Annotated in this window: 15 protein-coding genes; 14 read left to right on the top strand and 1 reads right to left on the bottom strand. The window is 30.5% G+C overall.

Annotated elements, in window-relative coordinates; genetic code table 11:
* Positions 1–174 precede the first annotated feature (174 nt).
* The 11 genes from D1818_RS14330 to purD all read left to right on the top strand — a co-directional run bounded on the left by D1818_RS14330 (position 175) and on the right by purD (position 13,693).
* The gene (locus D1818_RS14330; RefSeq protein ID WP_162897283.1) at positions 175–1,104 is read left to right on the top strand and encodes an O-antigen ligase; all 930 of its coding nucleotides are present in this window, start codon (positions 175–177) and stop codon (positions 1,102–1,104) included.
* Positions 1,101–2,159 (top strand): glycosyltransferase family 1 protein, encoded by a 1,059-nt coding sequence (locus D1818_RS14325; RefSeq protein WP_118459686.1) that lies wholly within the window; start codon positions 1,101–1,103, stop codon positions 2,157–2,159. Before D1818_RS14330 ends, D1818_RS14325 begins: the two co-directional genes overlap by 4 nt.
* A 259-nt stretch (positions 2,160–2,418) precedes the next feature.
* Positions 2,419–3,453, top strand: a complete 1,035-nt coding sequence (gene gmd / locus D1818_RS14320; protein WP_118459685.1) for a GDP-mannose 4,6-dehydratase — start codon at positions 2,419–2,421, stop codon at positions 3,451–3,453.
* Positions 3,437–4,339, top strand: coding sequence for a GDP-mannose 4,6-dehydratase (locus D1818_RS14315; protein WP_118459684.1), 903 nt, complete (start codon positions 3,437–3,439; stop codon positions 4,337–4,339). Before gmd ends, D1818_RS14315 begins: the two co-directional genes overlap by 17 nt.
* Before the next feature lie 335 nt (positions 4,340–4,674).
* Positions 4,675–5,868: a glycosyltransferase gene (locus tag D1818_RS14310; protein ID WP_118463750.1), complete on the top strand. Its 1,194-nt coding sequence runs from the start codon at positions 4,675–4,677 to the stop codon at positions 5,866–5,868.
* The gene (locus D1818_RS14305; protein WP_118459683.1) at positions 5,861–7,204 is read left to right on the top strand and encodes an undecaprenyl-phosphate glucose phosphotransferase; all 1,344 of its coding nucleotides are present in this window, start codon (positions 5,861–5,863) and stop codon (positions 7,202–7,204) included. The genes D1818_RS14310 and D1818_RS14305 overlap by 8 nt, the downstream gene beginning before the upstream one ends.
* A 35-nt stretch (positions 7,205–7,239) precedes the next feature.
* The gene (locus D1818_RS14300) at positions 7,240–8,553 is read left to right on the top strand and encodes a UDP-glucose/GDP-mannose dehydrogenase family protein (protein WP_118459682.1); all 1,314 of its coding nucleotides are present in this window, start codon (positions 7,240–7,242) and stop codon (positions 8,551–8,553) included.
* Between the two features lies 1 nt (position 8,554).
* Entirely contained in the window at positions 8,555–9,535 is a 981-nt protein-coding gene (locus tag D1818_RS14295; RefSeq protein WP_118459681.1) for a UDP-glucuronic acid decarboxylase family protein, read from the top strand.
* 6 nt (positions 9,536–9,541) lie between these two features.
* On the top strand, positions 9,542–10,894 hold the full coding sequence (locus tag D1818_RS14290) for an exopolysaccharide biosynthesis polyprenyl glycosylphosphotransferase (RefSeq protein WP_118459680.1): 1,353 nt from the start codon (positions 9,542–9,544) through the stop codon (positions 10,892–10,894).
* Positions 10,895–11,047: 153 nt separating this feature from the next.
* Positions 11,048–12,313, top strand: coding sequence for an O-antigen ligase (locus D1818_RS14285; protein WP_118459679.1), 1,266 nt, complete (start codon positions 11,048–11,050; stop codon positions 12,311–12,313).
* Between the two features lie 108 nt (positions 12,314–12,421).
* The gene (purD, locus tag D1818_RS14280; RefSeq protein ID WP_118459678.1) at positions 12,422–13,693 is read left to right on the top strand and encodes a phosphoribosylamine--glycine ligase; all 1,272 of its coding nucleotides are present in this window, start codon (positions 12,422–12,424) and stop codon (positions 13,691–13,693) included.
* Between the two features lie 111 nt (positions 13,694–13,804).
* On the opposite strand, the gene D1818_RS14275 is transcribed toward purD, so the two are convergent.
* Positions 13,805–14,038: a uracil phosphoribosyltransferase gene (locus D1818_RS14275; RefSeq protein ID WP_118459677.1), complete on the bottom strand. Its 234-nt coding sequence runs from the start codon at positions 14,036–14,038 to the stop codon at positions 13,805–13,807.
* Between the two features lie 113 nt (positions 14,039–14,151).
* Here D1818_RS14275 and D1818_RS14270 point away from each other — a divergent pair, with 113 nt between their 5' ends.
* The 3 genes from D1818_RS14270 to D1818_RS14260 are packed head-to-tail and all read left to right on the top strand — an operon-like array spanning position 14,152 to position 16,731.
* Positions 14,152–15,072 carry a DUF6427 family protein gene (locus D1818_RS14270; protein ID WP_147406151.1) on the top strand — a complete coding sequence of 307 codons (921 nt, stop codon included), beginning with the start codon at positions 14,152–14,154 and terminating at the stop codon, positions 15,070–15,072.
* Complete coding sequence (locus D1818_RS14265; protein ID WP_240338264.1) at positions 15,030–15,713, top strand: hypothetical protein; 684 nt, start codon at positions 15,030–15,032, stop codon at positions 15,711–15,713. The genes D1818_RS14270 and D1818_RS14265 overlap by 43 nt, the downstream gene beginning before the upstream one ends.
* A 22-nt stretch (positions 15,714–15,735) precedes the next feature.
* On the top strand, positions 15,736–16,731 hold the full coding sequence (locus D1818_RS14260) for a DNA adenine methylase (RefSeq protein WP_118459675.1): 996 nt from the start codon (positions 15,736–15,738) through the stop codon (positions 16,729–16,731).
* The last annotated feature ends 2 nt before the right edge of the window (positions 16,732–16,733 follow it).

The raw sequence follows: 16,733 nt of genomic DNA, 5'->3' as shown, positions 1-16,733 counted from the left end.
AGTTTGTCTTATTCTGAGAATATTTCTACTGGTATCAATAGATTAACTGTAATGGTGCCTATGGTCTTATTGCCCAAAATATTTTATTTGAACAAACGGACATTCACAAAGAAACGAATTGATTGGATTATCAGTTTTTTTTGTTGCTCAGTGATAATTTTTGTTTTATATCAAATGCTACTTCTACTCTTTAATTTTGATATCATAACTAATGATCTTAGTATCTCTGAAATCAAAAGAAATAATTTACATCATTTAAGTTCAATAAGTCAGGATCAGATTCAACAAATAAAAATAAGAAGGTTGAGAAACTTTATTTTGAAACTGGTTGATTCACACCCCACATATCAAGGGTTGTGGATATCTTTTGTTGTTTTTTGGCTTATTTCTAAACTCAAATCTGATTGGAGACAATTAAAATATAAGATACCTGCGATCTTAGTGGTTGGGATGTTAATTTTTTGGATGTTTGTAATCTCTGCAAGAATGCCTATACTAGCATCTATTGTTGCAATTATTTTAACTTGGATATTGTTCAAGGGAGTTTCGATAAGAACTTTTTCATGCATAATATTATTTTCAATAATAACATTATTTTCTTTAAATACTTTTATAAAACCTATCAATACTAAAGTATCTGAGATCGTTGACAATGTATTTACCTTACCAACGAAAGGAAATGATATTTATAATTTTAATTCTACCAATGTTAGAAGTGGAATATATTATTGTGATGGAATATTAGTTAAAGAAAACTGGTTGTTTGGAACAGGTATTGGAGATATGCAAGCCGAGTTATCTGCTTGCTATGATGAAAAAATAGGAGCTAAGGTTTATAAATGGCAATCCTATAATTCACATAATCAATATTTATTTTTTTTAATTAGCTCAGGAGTTTTAGCATTGTTTTCTTTTTGTTGTTTTCTATTTTATTCCTTTAGAAAAATGATAATACTAGGAAATACCCTATTATTTTATGCTTTGGCGGTCATATGTATTGTTATGCTAACCGAAAACATAATTTCTCGTTCGGATGGAGTTCTATTCTTTGGGTTATTTGTTTCACTTATCTTGTTGTCTTCTAAAAATAAAGTAAAAATATGATTTATGTCAATGCTAGGTTTTTAACGCAAAAAGTGACAGGTGTTCAGAGGTACGCAATTGAAATATGTAAATTATTACCAAAAGAAATCTTAGAAAGAAAAATAACATTCATCGCTCCTAAAAAAGCTAAATTAAACCCTCTTTTTAAAGAGTTTGATAGTATTGCCGTAGGAAAATTAGAAGGTCAGTTATGGGAGCAGATTGATTTACCTATGTTTTTGAAAAAAAAAGGAAATCCTTTACTTATAAACTTTGTTGGAATAGGGCCGATATGGTATAAGAATAAGATAATGATGGTTTATGATCTAGCATTTAAACATCATCCAGAATGGTTTTCCAAAAGTTTTCAATTGATTTATAATTGGTTTATACCTATGAGTCTGAACAACTCAAAACACATAATTACAGACAGTAATTATGTGAAAAATGATTTAATTACTACATATAACCTTCCTTCGGAAAAAATTAATGTTGTTTATGCTGCACCTTCATCAGTATTTGTGAAAAAACAGATGAATAAAGAAGCTATGATTTTAATGGTTTCTTCTTTAGATCCAAGAAAAAATATGACACGTGTAATTGAAGCTTTTGATCAATTAAATATTCCACATAAGTTAGTAATAGTTGGAGCCCGAGGAACGGTTTTTTCAGATTTAGAGATTCCGGAACCAATTAAAAAAGAAAAAATAAAGTTTACGGGATATATTGAAGATGAAGAATTAGTTGAACTATATAATAAAGCAGAACTTTTTATGTATCCATCGTTATTTGAAGGCTTTGGTATTCCTCCTTTAGAAGCTCAAAAATGCGGTACTGCATGTTTGATTTCTAACGTAACATCCTTGCCTGAGGTTTATCAGGATTCTGTGGAGTATTGTGACCCCCGAAGTGTTTCGGATATAAAAAATAAAATATATGATGTTTTAACTAATCAAAAAAAGAGAAATGCGTTAATATCAAAAGGTTTTTTAAATGTGAAAAAATATAATTGGAATAGATCAGCAGAAGATTTTATTTTGATAATTAAAAATAATATCAATAAAAAAGTTAACTAAGACAATATGGATTTTACTTTTGTTAAATCTTCCAAAGATTAACACCAATAATATGATATAATTTTATAAAAAAAGACCTTAATAATAATTAAATCTATAATTTGTCTAAGTAAGGGCTAATCTTTACTTTTAGTCCATAGGAAAAGTTTAACTAAATTATAATTTCTTTCCAAACTAGAAAATTCTGTTTTCGGTTTACTCAAAAACATAAACTTTAGGATAGTTGTGGTTTATTATATACAAACTTGAAAAAATTAAAATGAAAAAAGCAATAATCACAGGTATTACGGGCCAAGATGCAGCATATTTGGCCGAGTTACTTTTGTCAAAAGATTATGAAGTCTATGGGACCTATCGAAGAACAAGCTCTACTAATTTTTGGAGAATAGAAGAATTAGGAATAGAAAATCACCCAAACCTTCATTTACTAGAATATGATTTGATCGATTTGTCTAGTGCATATAGAATAATTGCGAAAGTAGAGCCCGATGAGATTTACAATTTAGCTGCTCAAAGTTTTGTGGGTGTCTCTTTTACACAACCAATAGCAACTGCTAATATTACAGGGATTGGAGTAATGAATTTATTAGAAGCAATTCGAACAATAAATCCAAAAATTAAATTTTATCAGGCATCAACTTCAGAAATGTTTGGGAAAGTTACTAGAATTCCTCAAAACGAAGAAACTCCATTTCACCCTAGAAGCCCCTACGGTGTTGCAAAAGTTTTCGCCCATTGGGCTACATTGAACTATCAAGAATCGTATGATTTGTTTGCAACTAGTGGGATTTTATTTAATCACGAATCCCCACTAAGGGGTAAAGAATTTGTGACTAGAAAAATCACAGATGCAGTAGCAAAAATACATTTAAAAAAACAAGACGTACTAGAATTAGGAAATCTTAACGCAAAGAGAGACTGGGGTTACGCAAAAGAATATGTTGAAGGGATGTATATGATGTTACAAGCACCAGTTGCAGATACCTATGTGTTAGCAACAAATCAGACAAACACAGTTCGGGATTTTGTTACGTTATCATTTAAAACCGTAGGTATTGATATTGAATGGGTGGGAAAGAATGAACATGAAGTAGGAGTTGACTTAAAAACACAAAGTGAAATTGTAAAAGTAAATCCAAAGTTTTATAGGCCGGCGGAAGTGGATCTCTTGATTGGTGATGCTTCTAAAGCGAAGAAAAATTTAGGATGGGAGTCAAAAACAACTCTTGAAGAACTTGCCAAGATGATGGTGAAAAGTGATATTAAACGAAATACTAATGGAGGATCTTTCTGAAAAAATTGTTTTTATAACTGGTATTACAGGTTTTACAGGAGTACATTTAGAGAATTTTTTTCTGAGTGAAGGTTGGGAAGTATTTGGAACAACCTTTCAAAAATCTGAAAATAAAAATCATTTTTTATGTGATATCACGAATAAAGGAGAAATTAAAAAAATCATAAAGGGTTTACAGCCAAATTATATTATTCACGCAGCAGCTATATCGTTTGTTGAAGCCAGTAATAAAGTGAAGATGTATGAGGTAAATGTTTTTGGTACCTTAAACCTTTTGGATGCAATTATAGAATCTGACATAAAGCCAGAAAAAACAATCATTGTAAGTAGCGCTGCGGTCTATGGTAATATTGGGGAAACGCTTTCAGAAGATTTATGTCCTCACCCTATCAATCATTATGGAAACAGTAAGCTGGTTATGGAAAATATGATTAAGGCATATTTTTCTAAGTTCGATATTATTATCACAAGGCCCTTTAATTACACAGGTGTTGGACAATCAAGGGATTTTCTAATTCCTAAAATTATATCTCATTTCAAGGAAAGAAAGCCAATTATTGAACTAGGGAATTTAGATGTTTATAGAGAATTTAATGATATTAACTATATAGTAAAATGTTATTATAACTTATTGATATCTGGAATTGTTTCAGAAACAGTAAATATTTGTACAGGAAGGACTAATAAAATAAAAGAAATCCTTTCATTTCTTGAAAAATTATCAGGTCATATAATAGAAGTTCAAGTAAATTCGAAATATATTCGAAAAAATGAAATAGAAATTTTGAAAGGAGATTCTTCTAAGTTGCATAGTTTTATCGGTGACTTATCAAAGGATTATAGCTTAGAAAACACATTAACAAAAATGTTTAACTCGGAAAATTGAAGATAATTAAGGAAGTCTTTTCATTCTTAGTTAAAGAGTATATTAGAACTGATTTCTTTTTAGAACTAATATTTTTTTAAACACCTTTTTGATGTAACAAGTTTTTTGCTTCAATTTCTTTGATGCATAAGACGTATAACTATGAGTAAGTAAGCTATTTAATGCTTATAGTATCTCATTTCTTTTAAAAGATCATCTAATACTGATAAATTGCTTTAACTTTGTTTTTGGTTAATTTAGAGCTTTTCAAGAAGTTTTTGACTTAACAATCATAAACTTTTTTGCAACTCTTTATTAAAACTTTAAATTACATAATTATTTTACAAATGTTTGAAATGAAAAAAGCTTTAATACATGATTGGTATACGCAATATAGTGGTGGTGAGAGATGTGTTGAAAGCTTTACAAATATTTGGGATGACTTTGATCATTTTACTTTGGTAGATACGTTAACTGATGAGCAGAGAGAAAAAGTACTTAAAGGCAAAAAAACAAATACTTCTTTTATAGAAAAGTTGCCATTTGGTAAGAAAAAATACCGTTCTTATTTACCTCTATTCCCTTTGGCGATTGAACAATTTGATCTAAATGAATATGATTTGATTATTTCTTCATCATCTGCTATCTCAAAGGGGGCATTAACAAGACCAGATCAATTGCATATAAGTTATGTTTATTCACCAATTCGTTATGCGTGGGATTTATATTTTCAGTACTTAAAAGAAAGCGGACTTAATAAAGGAATAAAAGGTTTTATAGCAAAATATTTTCTGCACAAGCTCAGAATTTGGGATGTGAGTTCTGCTAACAGGCCTGATTATTACATTGCAATTTCTCATTATATCGCTGCAAGAATAAAAAAAATTTATAATAAAGAATCTATAGTAATTTATCCTCCTGTAGATACTAAATCTTTTACAATATCGGATAAGAAGGAAGATTACTATATTACTTGTTCTAGGATGGTACCTTATAAAAAAATAAATTTGATAGTAGAGGCGTTTTCTAAAACAAATAAGAAGCTTATTGTAATTGGAGACGGTCCGGATTTTAGAAAAATAAAGAAGCTTGCTACTTTAAATGTTGAGTTAATGGGGCATGTTGGAAAAGCGGAAATGATTGAAATACTAAGGAAGGCCAGAGCATTTGTTTTTGCTGCAGAGGAAGATTTTGGAATAGCACCAATAGAGGCTCAGGCTTGTGGAGTACCAGTTATTGCTTTTGCTAAAGGAGGAGTTTTAGAAACGATTAAGGGTTGTTTTATAACAGATAATTTAGTAGAAGGGAATACTGGAGTTTTTTTTAAAGATCAGACTATTGACTCATTGCTTGGAGCAATTGAATTTTTTGAAAGACATGAACAGTCTTTTGATAAGAAAACAATTCGCAAGCAAGCAGAGATTTTTAGTAAGGAACGATTCGAAAAAGAGTTTAAAAAAACAATAGAAAAGCTATATGATCGTTGGAAGAATAGCATGAATGAAAATAGTATAATTCAAGATAAACAAGAAAGAACTTTTTATGAATAAAGGTGGGTATTCAAAATATATAAGACCACTTTTATATGGTATTGACCTATTAATGGTTTTTTTCCTGACATATTTTTTTCTTACTAAAAGTGTGTTAGATATAGGTTTTATAATTTTGTTTTGGATAGTATTATCCTTTCTAATTTCTATATATGCCATATATCGTTTTACTAAAATTGTAAAAATTATATCTTTATTTTTTAGGCAAACGGTATTATTGGCTTTATTAGTTTTTACTTATTATTATATAAGCGAACGGTTTATACCAAAAGCGAATATTATTAATTTCTTTTTAGCGTTACTTGTCGTTATTACTACTTGGAGAGTCTTTTTATTTGTTTTTTTTCAGAAATATAGGATTATAACAGGCAGTAATAATGTTTATGTGGTTGTTGTAGGATTAAATCAGTCTACGAAAAAACTAGCTTCATTTTTTGATAATTCTCCGGAGTATGGTTATAAGTTTAAAGGTTTTTTTGATAATCGTGATGAATCGGAAGTTAAAGGAACTATAGAAGAGAGTTATAGTTTTATTTTAGACAATAAAATTGACGAAGTATATTGTTCAACGAAAGAACTTAGTAATGATGAAATAAAGGAATTGACTGAGTTTTGTCAACGAAATATGAAAGTGATAAAATTCGTTGCAGATGATAAAGAGTTGTTTTCAAAGAATTTGGAATTAGACTATTATAATTTAACACCAATTCTATCGCTATCTAAGATACCACTTGATGATCCAATAAAATACTTAATCAAAAGAACTTTTGATATCGTTTTTTCTATTTCCGTAATAACCTTTATATTATCTTGGCTAATACCAGTTATTGCTTTATTAATTAAAATAGAAAGCCGAGGTCCTGTTTTTTTTAGACAATACAGATATGGAGCTGATTTTAATTTGTTTTTGTGTTATAAATTTAGATCGATGACAGCTAATAAGGAGTCGGATAAAGTTCAAGCATCAAAAAATGATGCTAGAGTTACTCGAATTGGTAAGTTTATTAGAAGAACTAGTTTAGATGAGCTGCCTCAGTTTTTTAATGTGCTATATGGAGAAATGTCGGTAGTAGGTCCTAGACCTTTATTAATGAGTCATACGGATGATTATAAAGATAAAATAAACAAATTCATGGTACGCCACAATGTTAAACCCGGTATAACTGGATTAGCACAAATAAGTGGATATAGAGGTAATATCTCTAATGATTCTGACATGTTGAATAGAGTAAGATATGATATATTTTATGTAGAAAATTGGTCATTGATTTTAGATATTAATATAATTTTACAAACTGTTGTGAATATTTTCAAGGGAGAAGAAAAAGCATATTAATTCAAAAAAACAAGAAGAATAAACAAATTTAGTTAATGAAGATATCAGTAATAGGTACAGGTTATGTTGGTTTGGTTACGGGAACCTGTTTAGCAGAGACAGGTAATGAAGTTGTTTGTGTTGATATAGACGAACAAAAAGTTCAAAAAATGCGAGATGGTGAAGTGCCGATTTACGAGCCACATTTAGATGTACTATTTGAGAGAAATATTAAGGCAAACAGATTACAATTTACCACTTCATTAGAAGATGGTTTAAATCATGGAGAAATTATTTTTTTAGCCTTGCCAACACCCGAAGACGAGGATGGATCTGCTGATTTGTCTTATGTTTTAGGGGTTTCTGATGAAATAGGTAAAATTATTTCTGATTATAAGGTTATTGTTGATAAAAGCACTGTTCCTGTAGGTACAGCTGAAAAGGTGTATGCAGCCATTTCAAAGAATGCCAAGTGTAGTTTTGATGTAGTATCCAATCCGGAGTTTTTAAGAGAAGGATTTGCTGTAGATGATTTTCTAAAACCAGAGCGAATTGTAATAGGTTCTTCTTCAGAGAGAGCTACTGAACTTATGGAAAAGTTATACAAGCCATATGTTAGATCTGGGAATCCGATCATTATAATGGACGAAAAATCAGCTGAATTAACAAAATATGCGGCGAATTCGTTTTTAGCTACGAAGATTACCTTTATGAATGAAATCGCTAATTATTGCGAAAAGGTTGGAGCAGATGTGGATAAGGTAAGAAGAGGAATGGGTACAGATTCTAGGATAGGGAAACGTTTTTTGTTTCCTGGCATTGGTTATGGAGGCTCGTGTTTTCCTAAAGATGTGAAGGCCTTACATAAATCTGGGAAGGACGATCATTATGATTTTAAGATTTTAGAATCAGTAATAGAAGTAAACAAAAATCAAAAGGTAGTTTTAGTTCCTAAAATTGTCGATTACTTTGATAATAATCTTACAGGAAGGACTTTTGCGATATGGGGACTTGCTTTTAAACCAGAAACAGATGATATTAGAGAAGCGCCTGCGTTAGATATAATTGATAGTTTACTAAGCAGAGGAGCTAAGATAAAAGCTTTTGATCCGGAGGCAATGGAGAATGTTTCTAGGAAGTATGAAAGTAAAATTACTTTTTGTAATTCGATGTATGAAGTTTTGGATGGTTCAGACGCTTTAGTTATCTGTACCGAATGGAGTATTTTTAGGACACCAGATTTCAAAAAAATAAAGAATGATCTTACAAATCCAGTTATTTTTGATGGAAGAAATTTATATGATTTAAAAGATATGGAAAAGGAAAAGATCTCATATTTTTCGATTGGAAGAAAGAACATAAAATTATAAAATGAAGAAAGTTCTAATTACAGGAGCAGCGGGTTTTTTAGGGTCACATCTTTGTGATCGGTTTATTAAAGAAGGGTATCACGTTATCGGAATGGATAACCTAATCACTGGTGACTTAAAAAATATTGAACATCTATTTAAATTAAAAAACTTTGAGTTTTACAATCATGATGTTTCAAAATTTGTTCATGTCCCAGGTAATTTAGATTATATATTACATTTTGCCTCTCCAGCTAGTCCAATTGATTATCTTAAAATTCCAATTCAGACATTAAAGGTTGGATCTTTGGGAACGCATAATCTTTTAGGTTTAGCAAAAGAGAAGGGATCAAGAATACTAATCGCTTCTACTAGTGAAGTATATGGCGATCCATTAGTGCATCCTCAAACAGAGGATTATTACGGTAATGTAAATACTATTGGACCTCGTGGAGTTTATGATGAAGCAAAGCGATTTCAAGAATCTATAACGATGGCGTATCATACGTATCATAAAGTGGAGACTAGAATTGTTCGTATTTTTAATACATATGGTCCACGAATGAGGTTGAATGATGGAAGGGTAGTTCCTGCTTTTATAGGACAAGCATTACGAGGAGAGGATCTTACTGTTTTTGGAGAAGGTTTACAGACTCGTTCTTTTTGTTATGTAGATGATTTAATCGAAGGGATTTATAGATTATTGTTTAGTGATTATGTGTATCCTGTGAATGTTGGTAACCCTAACGAAATTACAATTAAAGACTTTGCTGAAGAGATTATAAAATTAACTGGAACTGATCAAAAAGTAATTTATAAGCCACTTCCTGTTAATGATCCTTTGCAAAGGCAGCCTGATATTACAAGGGCTAAAGAAATTTTGAAATGGGAACCAGAAATTGAAAGATCCGAAGGAATGAGACGTACTTTAGAATATTTTAAAGGTCTTTCTCAAGAAGAATTATATAGAAGTGAACATAAGGATTTTTCATCTTATTCTTGATGTAGGATGCACCATAAAAGAGGAGGATATTCATTTTTAATTAGACCAATACTTATAGTAATTGATCTCATAATACTATTAGCTTCCTCTTACTACTTTCTTAATAATATAGTTTCAAATCAGGTTTATTTATTTTTGTCAGTTGTTTGGTTGGTTTCTTCATATTTATTGAGTTTTTATGGAGTATATCGATTTACTAAAATAATTACGATTGTTTCCTTATTAATTCGGCAAGGATTACTAATCATTATTCTTCTATATGCTTATTTTGGGTTGCTTAAAATAAATTTCTTCTCAGTAAAGGATACGTTTTATTTTATTTTGGCTACTATTTCCTCGGTAGGAGTTGTTAAGGTAATTACATATTATGCACTTAGAAGATATCGTTCTTATTTAGGTGGAAATAATAGGAGAGTGATTATTATTGGGAACAATAAAAGTGCGCAGCAACTCAAAACCTTTTTTGCTAAAAGAAAAGACCTAGGGTATCAGGTATTAGAGGTTTTCTCAAATGAACTCACAAACAAAATACAAGATAGTTTAGATTTTTTGGAGAGAGAAGATGTTGATGAAATATATTGCTCGATTGATGAAATTTCGGATGAAGTAGTAAACGAATATGTAAAATATGCTGATCAAAATTACTGTGTTCTTAAGTTTATACCGAATTCACAGCGTATTTTTTCCAAGCGACTCAAAACCGATTATTATGAATACTTACCTGTATTATCAATTCCAGATGTATCATTAAATAGCGCTACAAATAGAGCAGTTAAGAGAGGTTTTGATATTGTTTTTTCCTTGTTAGTTATCATTTTAATCCTCTCTTGGTTAATACCCTTATTGTATGTTCTCATAAAAATAGAATCCAAAGGACCATTAATTTATAGTCACAGAAGAAATGGAATCAATTACAAAGAGTTTGTTTGTTATAAATTTAGGTCAATGAGAGATGAAAATTTCTCGGATCTTGTACAGGTAAAGAAAGAGGATAACAGAGTTACCAAAATAGGACGTTTTATAAGACGAACAAGTATAGATGAACTACCACAATTTTTTAATGTTCTTTTTGGGGATATGTCTGTAGTGGGGCCTAGGCCACATATGATTTCATATACGAAGGATTACGGAAAAAGAATTGATAAATATAATTTTGTTTTCCGCCATTCGGTTAAACCAGGGATAACAGGAATGGCTCAGGTAAAAGGGTATAGAGGAGAAGTGGAGAATAATGAAGATATTGTAAATCGTATTAAATATGATATTTTTTATATAGAAAATTGGTCTTTACTACTGGATTCAAAAATTATAGTTGATACTATAATTAATCTTATAAAAGGACAAGAAAAAGCATATTAATGAAATATAACTCTCTAAAACGAGGTAAATAGAAAGTTACAAGCAGGATTGCTTGATCTTTTGAGAACATATTTACTTTTAACATAACACTCATATCACATAATTAGACTCAAAGAAGTGAGAGTAAATAAAAAAATAAACGAGCTTTCCGAAATGTTTTATAAACACGACGATAACTTGGTACTTACTATTTTCTGGAATAGTCTCTATATCGCTTTTTTATTGTTGCCTTTAGGAATTAACCTTCCAACTCCATTTTTAGCAATTTCCATTATTCTTGGCTTGATAAATATTTTAAAATCAGGAAAAAAGTTCGATCTGGATAACAAAATAATATTACTATTTCCACTGTATTTTATAATAATGTCATTTAGTCTTTTCTATACAGATAATATTTCTGATGGATTAAACATTTTACAGCGATCCTTGTCGTTGTTCTTATTTCCGTTAATTTTTCTTTTTGTTAAAGAAGACGCATCTACGGTAAGAAAGTTATTTGATTTTTTACTTTTGGGATTGGTTATCTCATTTTTCATAAATTTTTCAATAAGTATATACAATTCAGCATCTATTATAAAAGGAGGGTTTTCATTTGAAATTTCAATGGATGATCTTACCGCATTTATAGATATACTTACACACGGATGGAACTATTTTGTTGGAGATGAGTTTTCTAAACTAATCAACCCTAGTTATCTTTCACTTTATATTTTATTAGTGTTAAGCTATTACCTGAAAAATAGTTTGGATACAAGACTAAGGACGTTTATCGTTGTTCTTCTATTTCTTTATTTGTTTTTATTAGCATCTATAGCTGCTTATGTGATATTAGTAATAATGTCAATATTACTAACATTTAACATTAAGGATAAGAGCAGAAAGCATACTATGTTTATTATGCTTCTTTTGGGATTAATTGTTTTTTTAAACAACCCTCGAGTTTTTGATTTTTATTCTAAAGTCAAAGATTTCGGGAATATTATTGAGTATGATAATTCTACATCAGAAAAAGCAAGGTTACTGTCATGGGACGCCAGTATAAAGTTAATTAAGGAAGCACCATTATTAGGATATGGAATCGGAGATGCAAATGATATTTTGATCAAAAAATATAAAGAATTAAGATATACTTATAACTATGAAAATAAGTATAATGCGCACAATCAGTTTCTTCAAACATTCCTTCAGACAGGAGTTATTGGATTTGGAGTCTTAGTTACCATTTTTATTTTATTGGCAATACATATGAAAAGAAGTAGAAATGAATTTTCAGTTTTCTTAATACTTTTTATATCACTAATCTTCGAATCTATGTTGGTTAGATTTAATGGGATTGTATTCTTCTCTATTGTTATTCCATTATTACTAAAAAAGAGAAGTATTTTAAGTAGTAGGATCATACGGAATGTTTCCGTGTAGTAAGTGATATTAAATTAAGCGAAATAGACTTGAAAATTATTAGTTAGAAAAGAGGTAAAGAACTATTTTTGAATGCTTAATATTTAGCCATTAAACAACCATTAAAAAATGAACATTTTAGTATTAGGATCTGGAGGGAGAGAACACACATTCGCATATAAGATTGCTCAAAGTAATTTATGTGAAAAGTTATTTGTTGCACCTGGAAATGCAGGAACTGCAAATATTGCTACTAATTTGGCAATATCTGTAACAGATTTTACGGCTATAAAAGAACTGGTATTAAACGAAAAGATCGACATGGTTGTCGTAGGTCCTGAGGATCCTTTAGTGCAAGGAATAACCGATTTCTTCGCTGAAGACAATGACCTAAAGAGTATATCGGTTATCGGGCCATCAAAAGAAGGAGCAAGATTAGAAGGTAGTAAAGAATACGCTAAGGAATTTTTAATTAGACATAATATTCCTACTGCGGCGTACCAAAGTTTTACAGCAAATACTGTTAATGAAGGAAAACAATTTCTAGAAACTTTAAGTGCCCCTTATGTATTAAAAGCAGATGGTCTCGCAGCAGGAAAAGGAGTGCTTATTCTTCAGGATATTGAAGAAGCCAAAACAGAGCTTGAAAATATGCTAACCAACAAAAAGTTTGGCGCTGCAAGTGAAAAGGTTGTTATTGAAGAATTTCTGGATGGAATCGAATTAAGCGTTTTTGTGCTGACTGATGGTAAAAACTATGTGACATTGCCAACAGCCAAAGATTATAAACGTATTGGAGAAGGAGATAAAGGTTTGAATACTGGGGGAATGGGAGCAATATCTCCAGTTCCTTTTGCAGATGAAACTTTTATGAATAAGATTGAAGAACAAATTATTAAACCTACAGTAGAAGGTCTTACAAAAGAAAAAATCGATTATAAAGGTTTTATTTTTATAGGATTGATTAAAGTAGGAAACGATCCTAAGGTGATAGAATACAATGTGCGAATGGGAGATCCAGAAACGGAAGCGGTATTACCAAGGGTGAAAACTGATTTAGTATCTTTATTTAAACACGTATCTGATCAAACTTTGGATCAAGTAGAGATCGAAATAGATCCTAGAAGTGCTACCACGGTAATGACGGTTTCAGGAGGATATCCTGAAGCATACGAGAAAGGCAAAGAAATTACAGGAATTGATGAAATCTCTGACTCGATAGTTTTTCATGCAGGAACTAAGCTTAACGAAAATAAAGTGGTCACTAATGGGGGGCGTGTGATTGCAGTAACCTCTTTTGATGATGATTTTAGAGAGGCGCTAAAAAAATCCTATCATAATATAGAGAAGTTGCATTTTGATAAAATGTACTACAGAAAGGATCTCGGTTTTGATCTGTAGTATTTTCTATTTAAATAGATAGTATAAAAAAGTCAAGTGATGAATTTTCATCACTTGACTTTTTTATGTAGAAACAAAAACTTCTTCAATATTTTATTTCGATAGAAAATACTAGGGCTTCAAAAATGAATGAGCTTTTGGATCTCTATCTTCTTCATTATTATCATTAAATTTTTTCAACTCCTTCATCCAATAGAAAAAAGCCACAAAACCGATACCCATAAATAACCAATTAACAATATTGGCAGCACCCCAACTTTCTAACTCTAAAGATCTTAGAGCGTCCATAGGAGCAAAAAGTACATCTACAAATAGAGCTGCAATAGCTTCAAAAAAATCTTTCATAATATGATCTTCATTTTCATTACAAAAAGTTAAACGAAAACTTTTTATAAATTAGTTATATTATAATTAAAAACAATGATATATTGTTTGGTGCAAAAATATAAAAAATAGTAGTGTTATCAAGCTTTTTTAGTAAATCAAAACCGATTAATTTTATAATCGTTGCTTTATATATGTTTGTGTTGTATGCAATCGCATATTATAAAAAAGGTTTTACCCTAAATTACAGTACGCTTCTTATGTTTTTTGGCGGATTTATGGCCTACGGTTTGACAATGCTTGCTGTAAACCTAATAACCCAGAAGAATGATCTAACCCAAAAAAGCACAAATACAATAATGCTATTTGTTTTTCTGACAACCATATTACCTAGTTCTCTAACCAATGCAGCTTTACTATTATCAAATCTATTTGTTGTTTTGGGAATGAGAAGTGTGTTGAATTTAAGAAATGGTAAGCATATTAAATCTAATATTCTAGACGCATCTTTATGTATTGGGGTAGCTTCTATAGCATATTTTTGGAGTATTGGTTTCATTGCTATTGTGTTTTTAGGGATTTTTTATTTCGAACCGAAAAATTATAGAAACTGGATTATTCCAATAATTGGATTATTGATTGTATACTTGATATCCAATTGTTTCACCTTACTATTTTATGATTCATTTTTTGTGATTACAGAATACATAGAACCAATATCATTCTCTGTTGAAGGATATGCTTATAAAGGAGGTGTTTTTTCTATTGGAGTTTTAACGATTTGTACATTGTTTTTCTTCACGATATACTTGATAAAATTTAACAGAAAACCGACAAAATCAAAACCTTTCCTAAAGCTGATTATTTCACAATTGTTGATTGCAATAGCTATTGTAATGATCGTTCCAAATAAAAATACCGCAGAAATGGTTTTTATAGCATGTCCTTTGGCAATTATAGGTACAACCTATTTAGAAATGGATCACGGCAAGTTTCTGCAAGAAATTAATTTTTGGGTGTTTCTCTTATTACCATTTATGTTTTTGCTATTTTGAACACATCTTATTTAGAAACGTTAGAATCAGAACTACAATATAGGTTGTCATATAAATATGTATGGTATAGGATTCAAAATGACGCTTGGGATAACTACAGTGGTTTTATTTACACAACGGTAAAATGGGAAGATCTAATGCCAAAAATTTCTGAAGTCGCTTCAAAGTTTAAAATAAATAAAAACGAATTCTTTTACTACACAATCAATCGATGGTATAACTACTGGAGCGCTTTGGCAGTAGAATTAATTTTCGCGGATCTAGACGGAGTCATTCCTATCCAAAATAGAAAGAACAAACTGGTAGATTTTTCTCTTTTTGGGGAGAAATTTGATCACAAGACGAGTGTTTTTCCAAAAGGCTTTAAAAAGTCGCTAGAATATGCTCAAAATCACCCTAATGAGCTTGTTAACTGGTTGTATACTAATCAAAGTCAACAACAGAGAAATCACCTAGAAAACAGAATGTTTGTTGTTGTATATGCAAATAATGGGGAGCATTGGAAGTTAAAAGCACAAATTTCTTGGCTTAAAGATATTATCTCAACATATGTTGCTACATTTGACGACTCAAAATTATTTAGATTGCAGTTACAACCTTATAAAATTACAAAGGCAGGGTTAATATGGGCGATAAAATAAAATGATATAGGTTGTATAAGAAATGAATTATATCGGTTCTAAATATAAACTCTCTGATTTTATCAAAACTTCTGTTCAGGAAACAGTTAGTGGCGCACTAAAAAACAAAGTGTTTTGTGATCTTTTTGCGGGAACGGGTATTGTAGGAAGAAGTTTTAAAACATCCGTAAAACAAGTGATATCTAATGATTTAGAGTACTATAGCTACGCCTTAAATCGAAATTATATTGGAAACTATCTTCCCTTAGAAGCTTCAGAATATATTACCGAATTAAATCTACTAGAAGGAAAAAAAGGGTTCGTTTATAAGAACTATTGTAATGGCGGAGCATCAGAACGTCTGTATTTTAGTAATGATAATGGTCGTAAGATAGATGCGGCGAGAATACAGATAGCACACTGGAAGGAAGTTGGAGAAATTAATGAAGACATGTATTATTTTTTATTAGCATCACTATTAGAAAGTGCCGATAAAGTTGCTAATACAGCTTCAGTATATGGTGCATATCTAAAAGAATTAAAGAAAACAGCACAAAAAGAAATAGAGATTATTTCAGCTAATTTCGAAATTACAGAAAATCAGCACCAAGTCTATAATCAGGATAGTAACGTTTTGATTAACAATATAGAAGGAGATGTTTTGTATCTCGACCCACCATATAACGCCAGGCAATACGGAGCCAATTATCATATGCTAAATACTATTGCAAAATATGATACCTTTGTACCTGCCGGAAAAACAGGTTTACGGCCTTATGAAAGATCGAATTATTGTAAAAAAGGTGAAGTAGCATTAACTTTTGAAGAATTAATCAGAAATTCAAAATTCAACTACATTTTTCTTAGTTATAATAATGAAGGCTTAATGACAGAAAAAGAAATAAGGCAAATTATGAAGCGTTATGGGAGATATGATTTGGTAACTACTTCATATCAGAGATTTAAAGCGGATAAAACCGAAAATAGAAATCATAAAGCGACAAAGACAACAGAATATTTACACATCTTAGAAAAATAAAA

This window comes from Aquimarina sp. BL5 (assembly GCF_003443675.1).
Lineage (GTDB): Bacteria > Bacteroidota > Bacteroidia > Flavobacteriales > Flavobacteriaceae > Aquimarina.
This window is presented reverse-complemented; position numbering and strand designations above follow the sequence as displayed.

Coding starts and splice junctions, on each gene's coding strand:
- D1818_RS14330 (WP_162897283.1), top strand. CDS start 175: ATGCTACTTCTACTCTTTAATTTTGATATCATAACTAATGATCTTAGT.
- D1818_RS14325 (WP_118459686.1), top strand. CDS start 1,101: ATGATTTATGTCAATGCTAGGTTTTTAACGCAAAAAGTGACAGGTGTT.
- gmd (WP_118459685.1), top strand. CDS start 2,419: ATGAAAAAAGCAATAATCACAGGTATTACGGGCCAAGATGCAGCATAT.
- D1818_RS14315 (WP_118459684.1), top strand. CDS start 3,437: ATGGAGGATCTTTCTGAAAAAATTGTTTTTATAACTGGTATTACAGGT.
- D1818_RS14310 (WP_118463750.1), top strand. CDS start 4,675: ATGAAAAAAGCTTTAATACATGATTGGTATACGCAATATAGTGGTGGT.
- D1818_RS14305 (WP_118459683.1), top strand. CDS start 5,861: ATGAATAAAGGTGGGTATTCAAAATATATAAGACCACTTTTATATGGT.
- D1818_RS14300 (WP_118459682.1), top strand. CDS start 7,240: ATGAAGATATCAGTAATAGGTACAGGTTATGTTGGTTTGGTTACGGGA.
- D1818_RS14295 (WP_118459681.1), top strand. CDS start 8,555: ATGAAGAAAGTTCTAATTACAGGAGCAGCGGGTTTTTTAGGGTCACAT.
- D1818_RS14290 (WP_118459680.1), top strand. CDS start 9,542: ATGCACCATAAAAGAGGAGGATATTCATTTTTAATTAGACCAATACTT.
- D1818_RS14285 (WP_118459679.1), top strand. CDS start 11,048: ATGTTTTATAAACACGACGATAACTTGGTACTTACTATTTTCTGGAAT.
- purD (WP_118459678.1), top strand. CDS start 12,422: ATGAACATTTTAGTATTAGGATCTGGAGGGAGAGAACACACATTCGCA.
- D1818_RS14275 (WP_118459677.1), bottom strand. CDS start 14,038: ATGAAAGATTTTTTTGAAGCTATTGCAGCTCTATTTGTAGATGTACTT.
- D1818_RS14260 (WP_118459675.1), top strand. CDS start 15,736: ATGAATTATATCGGTTCTAAATATAAACTCTCTGATTTTATCAAAACT.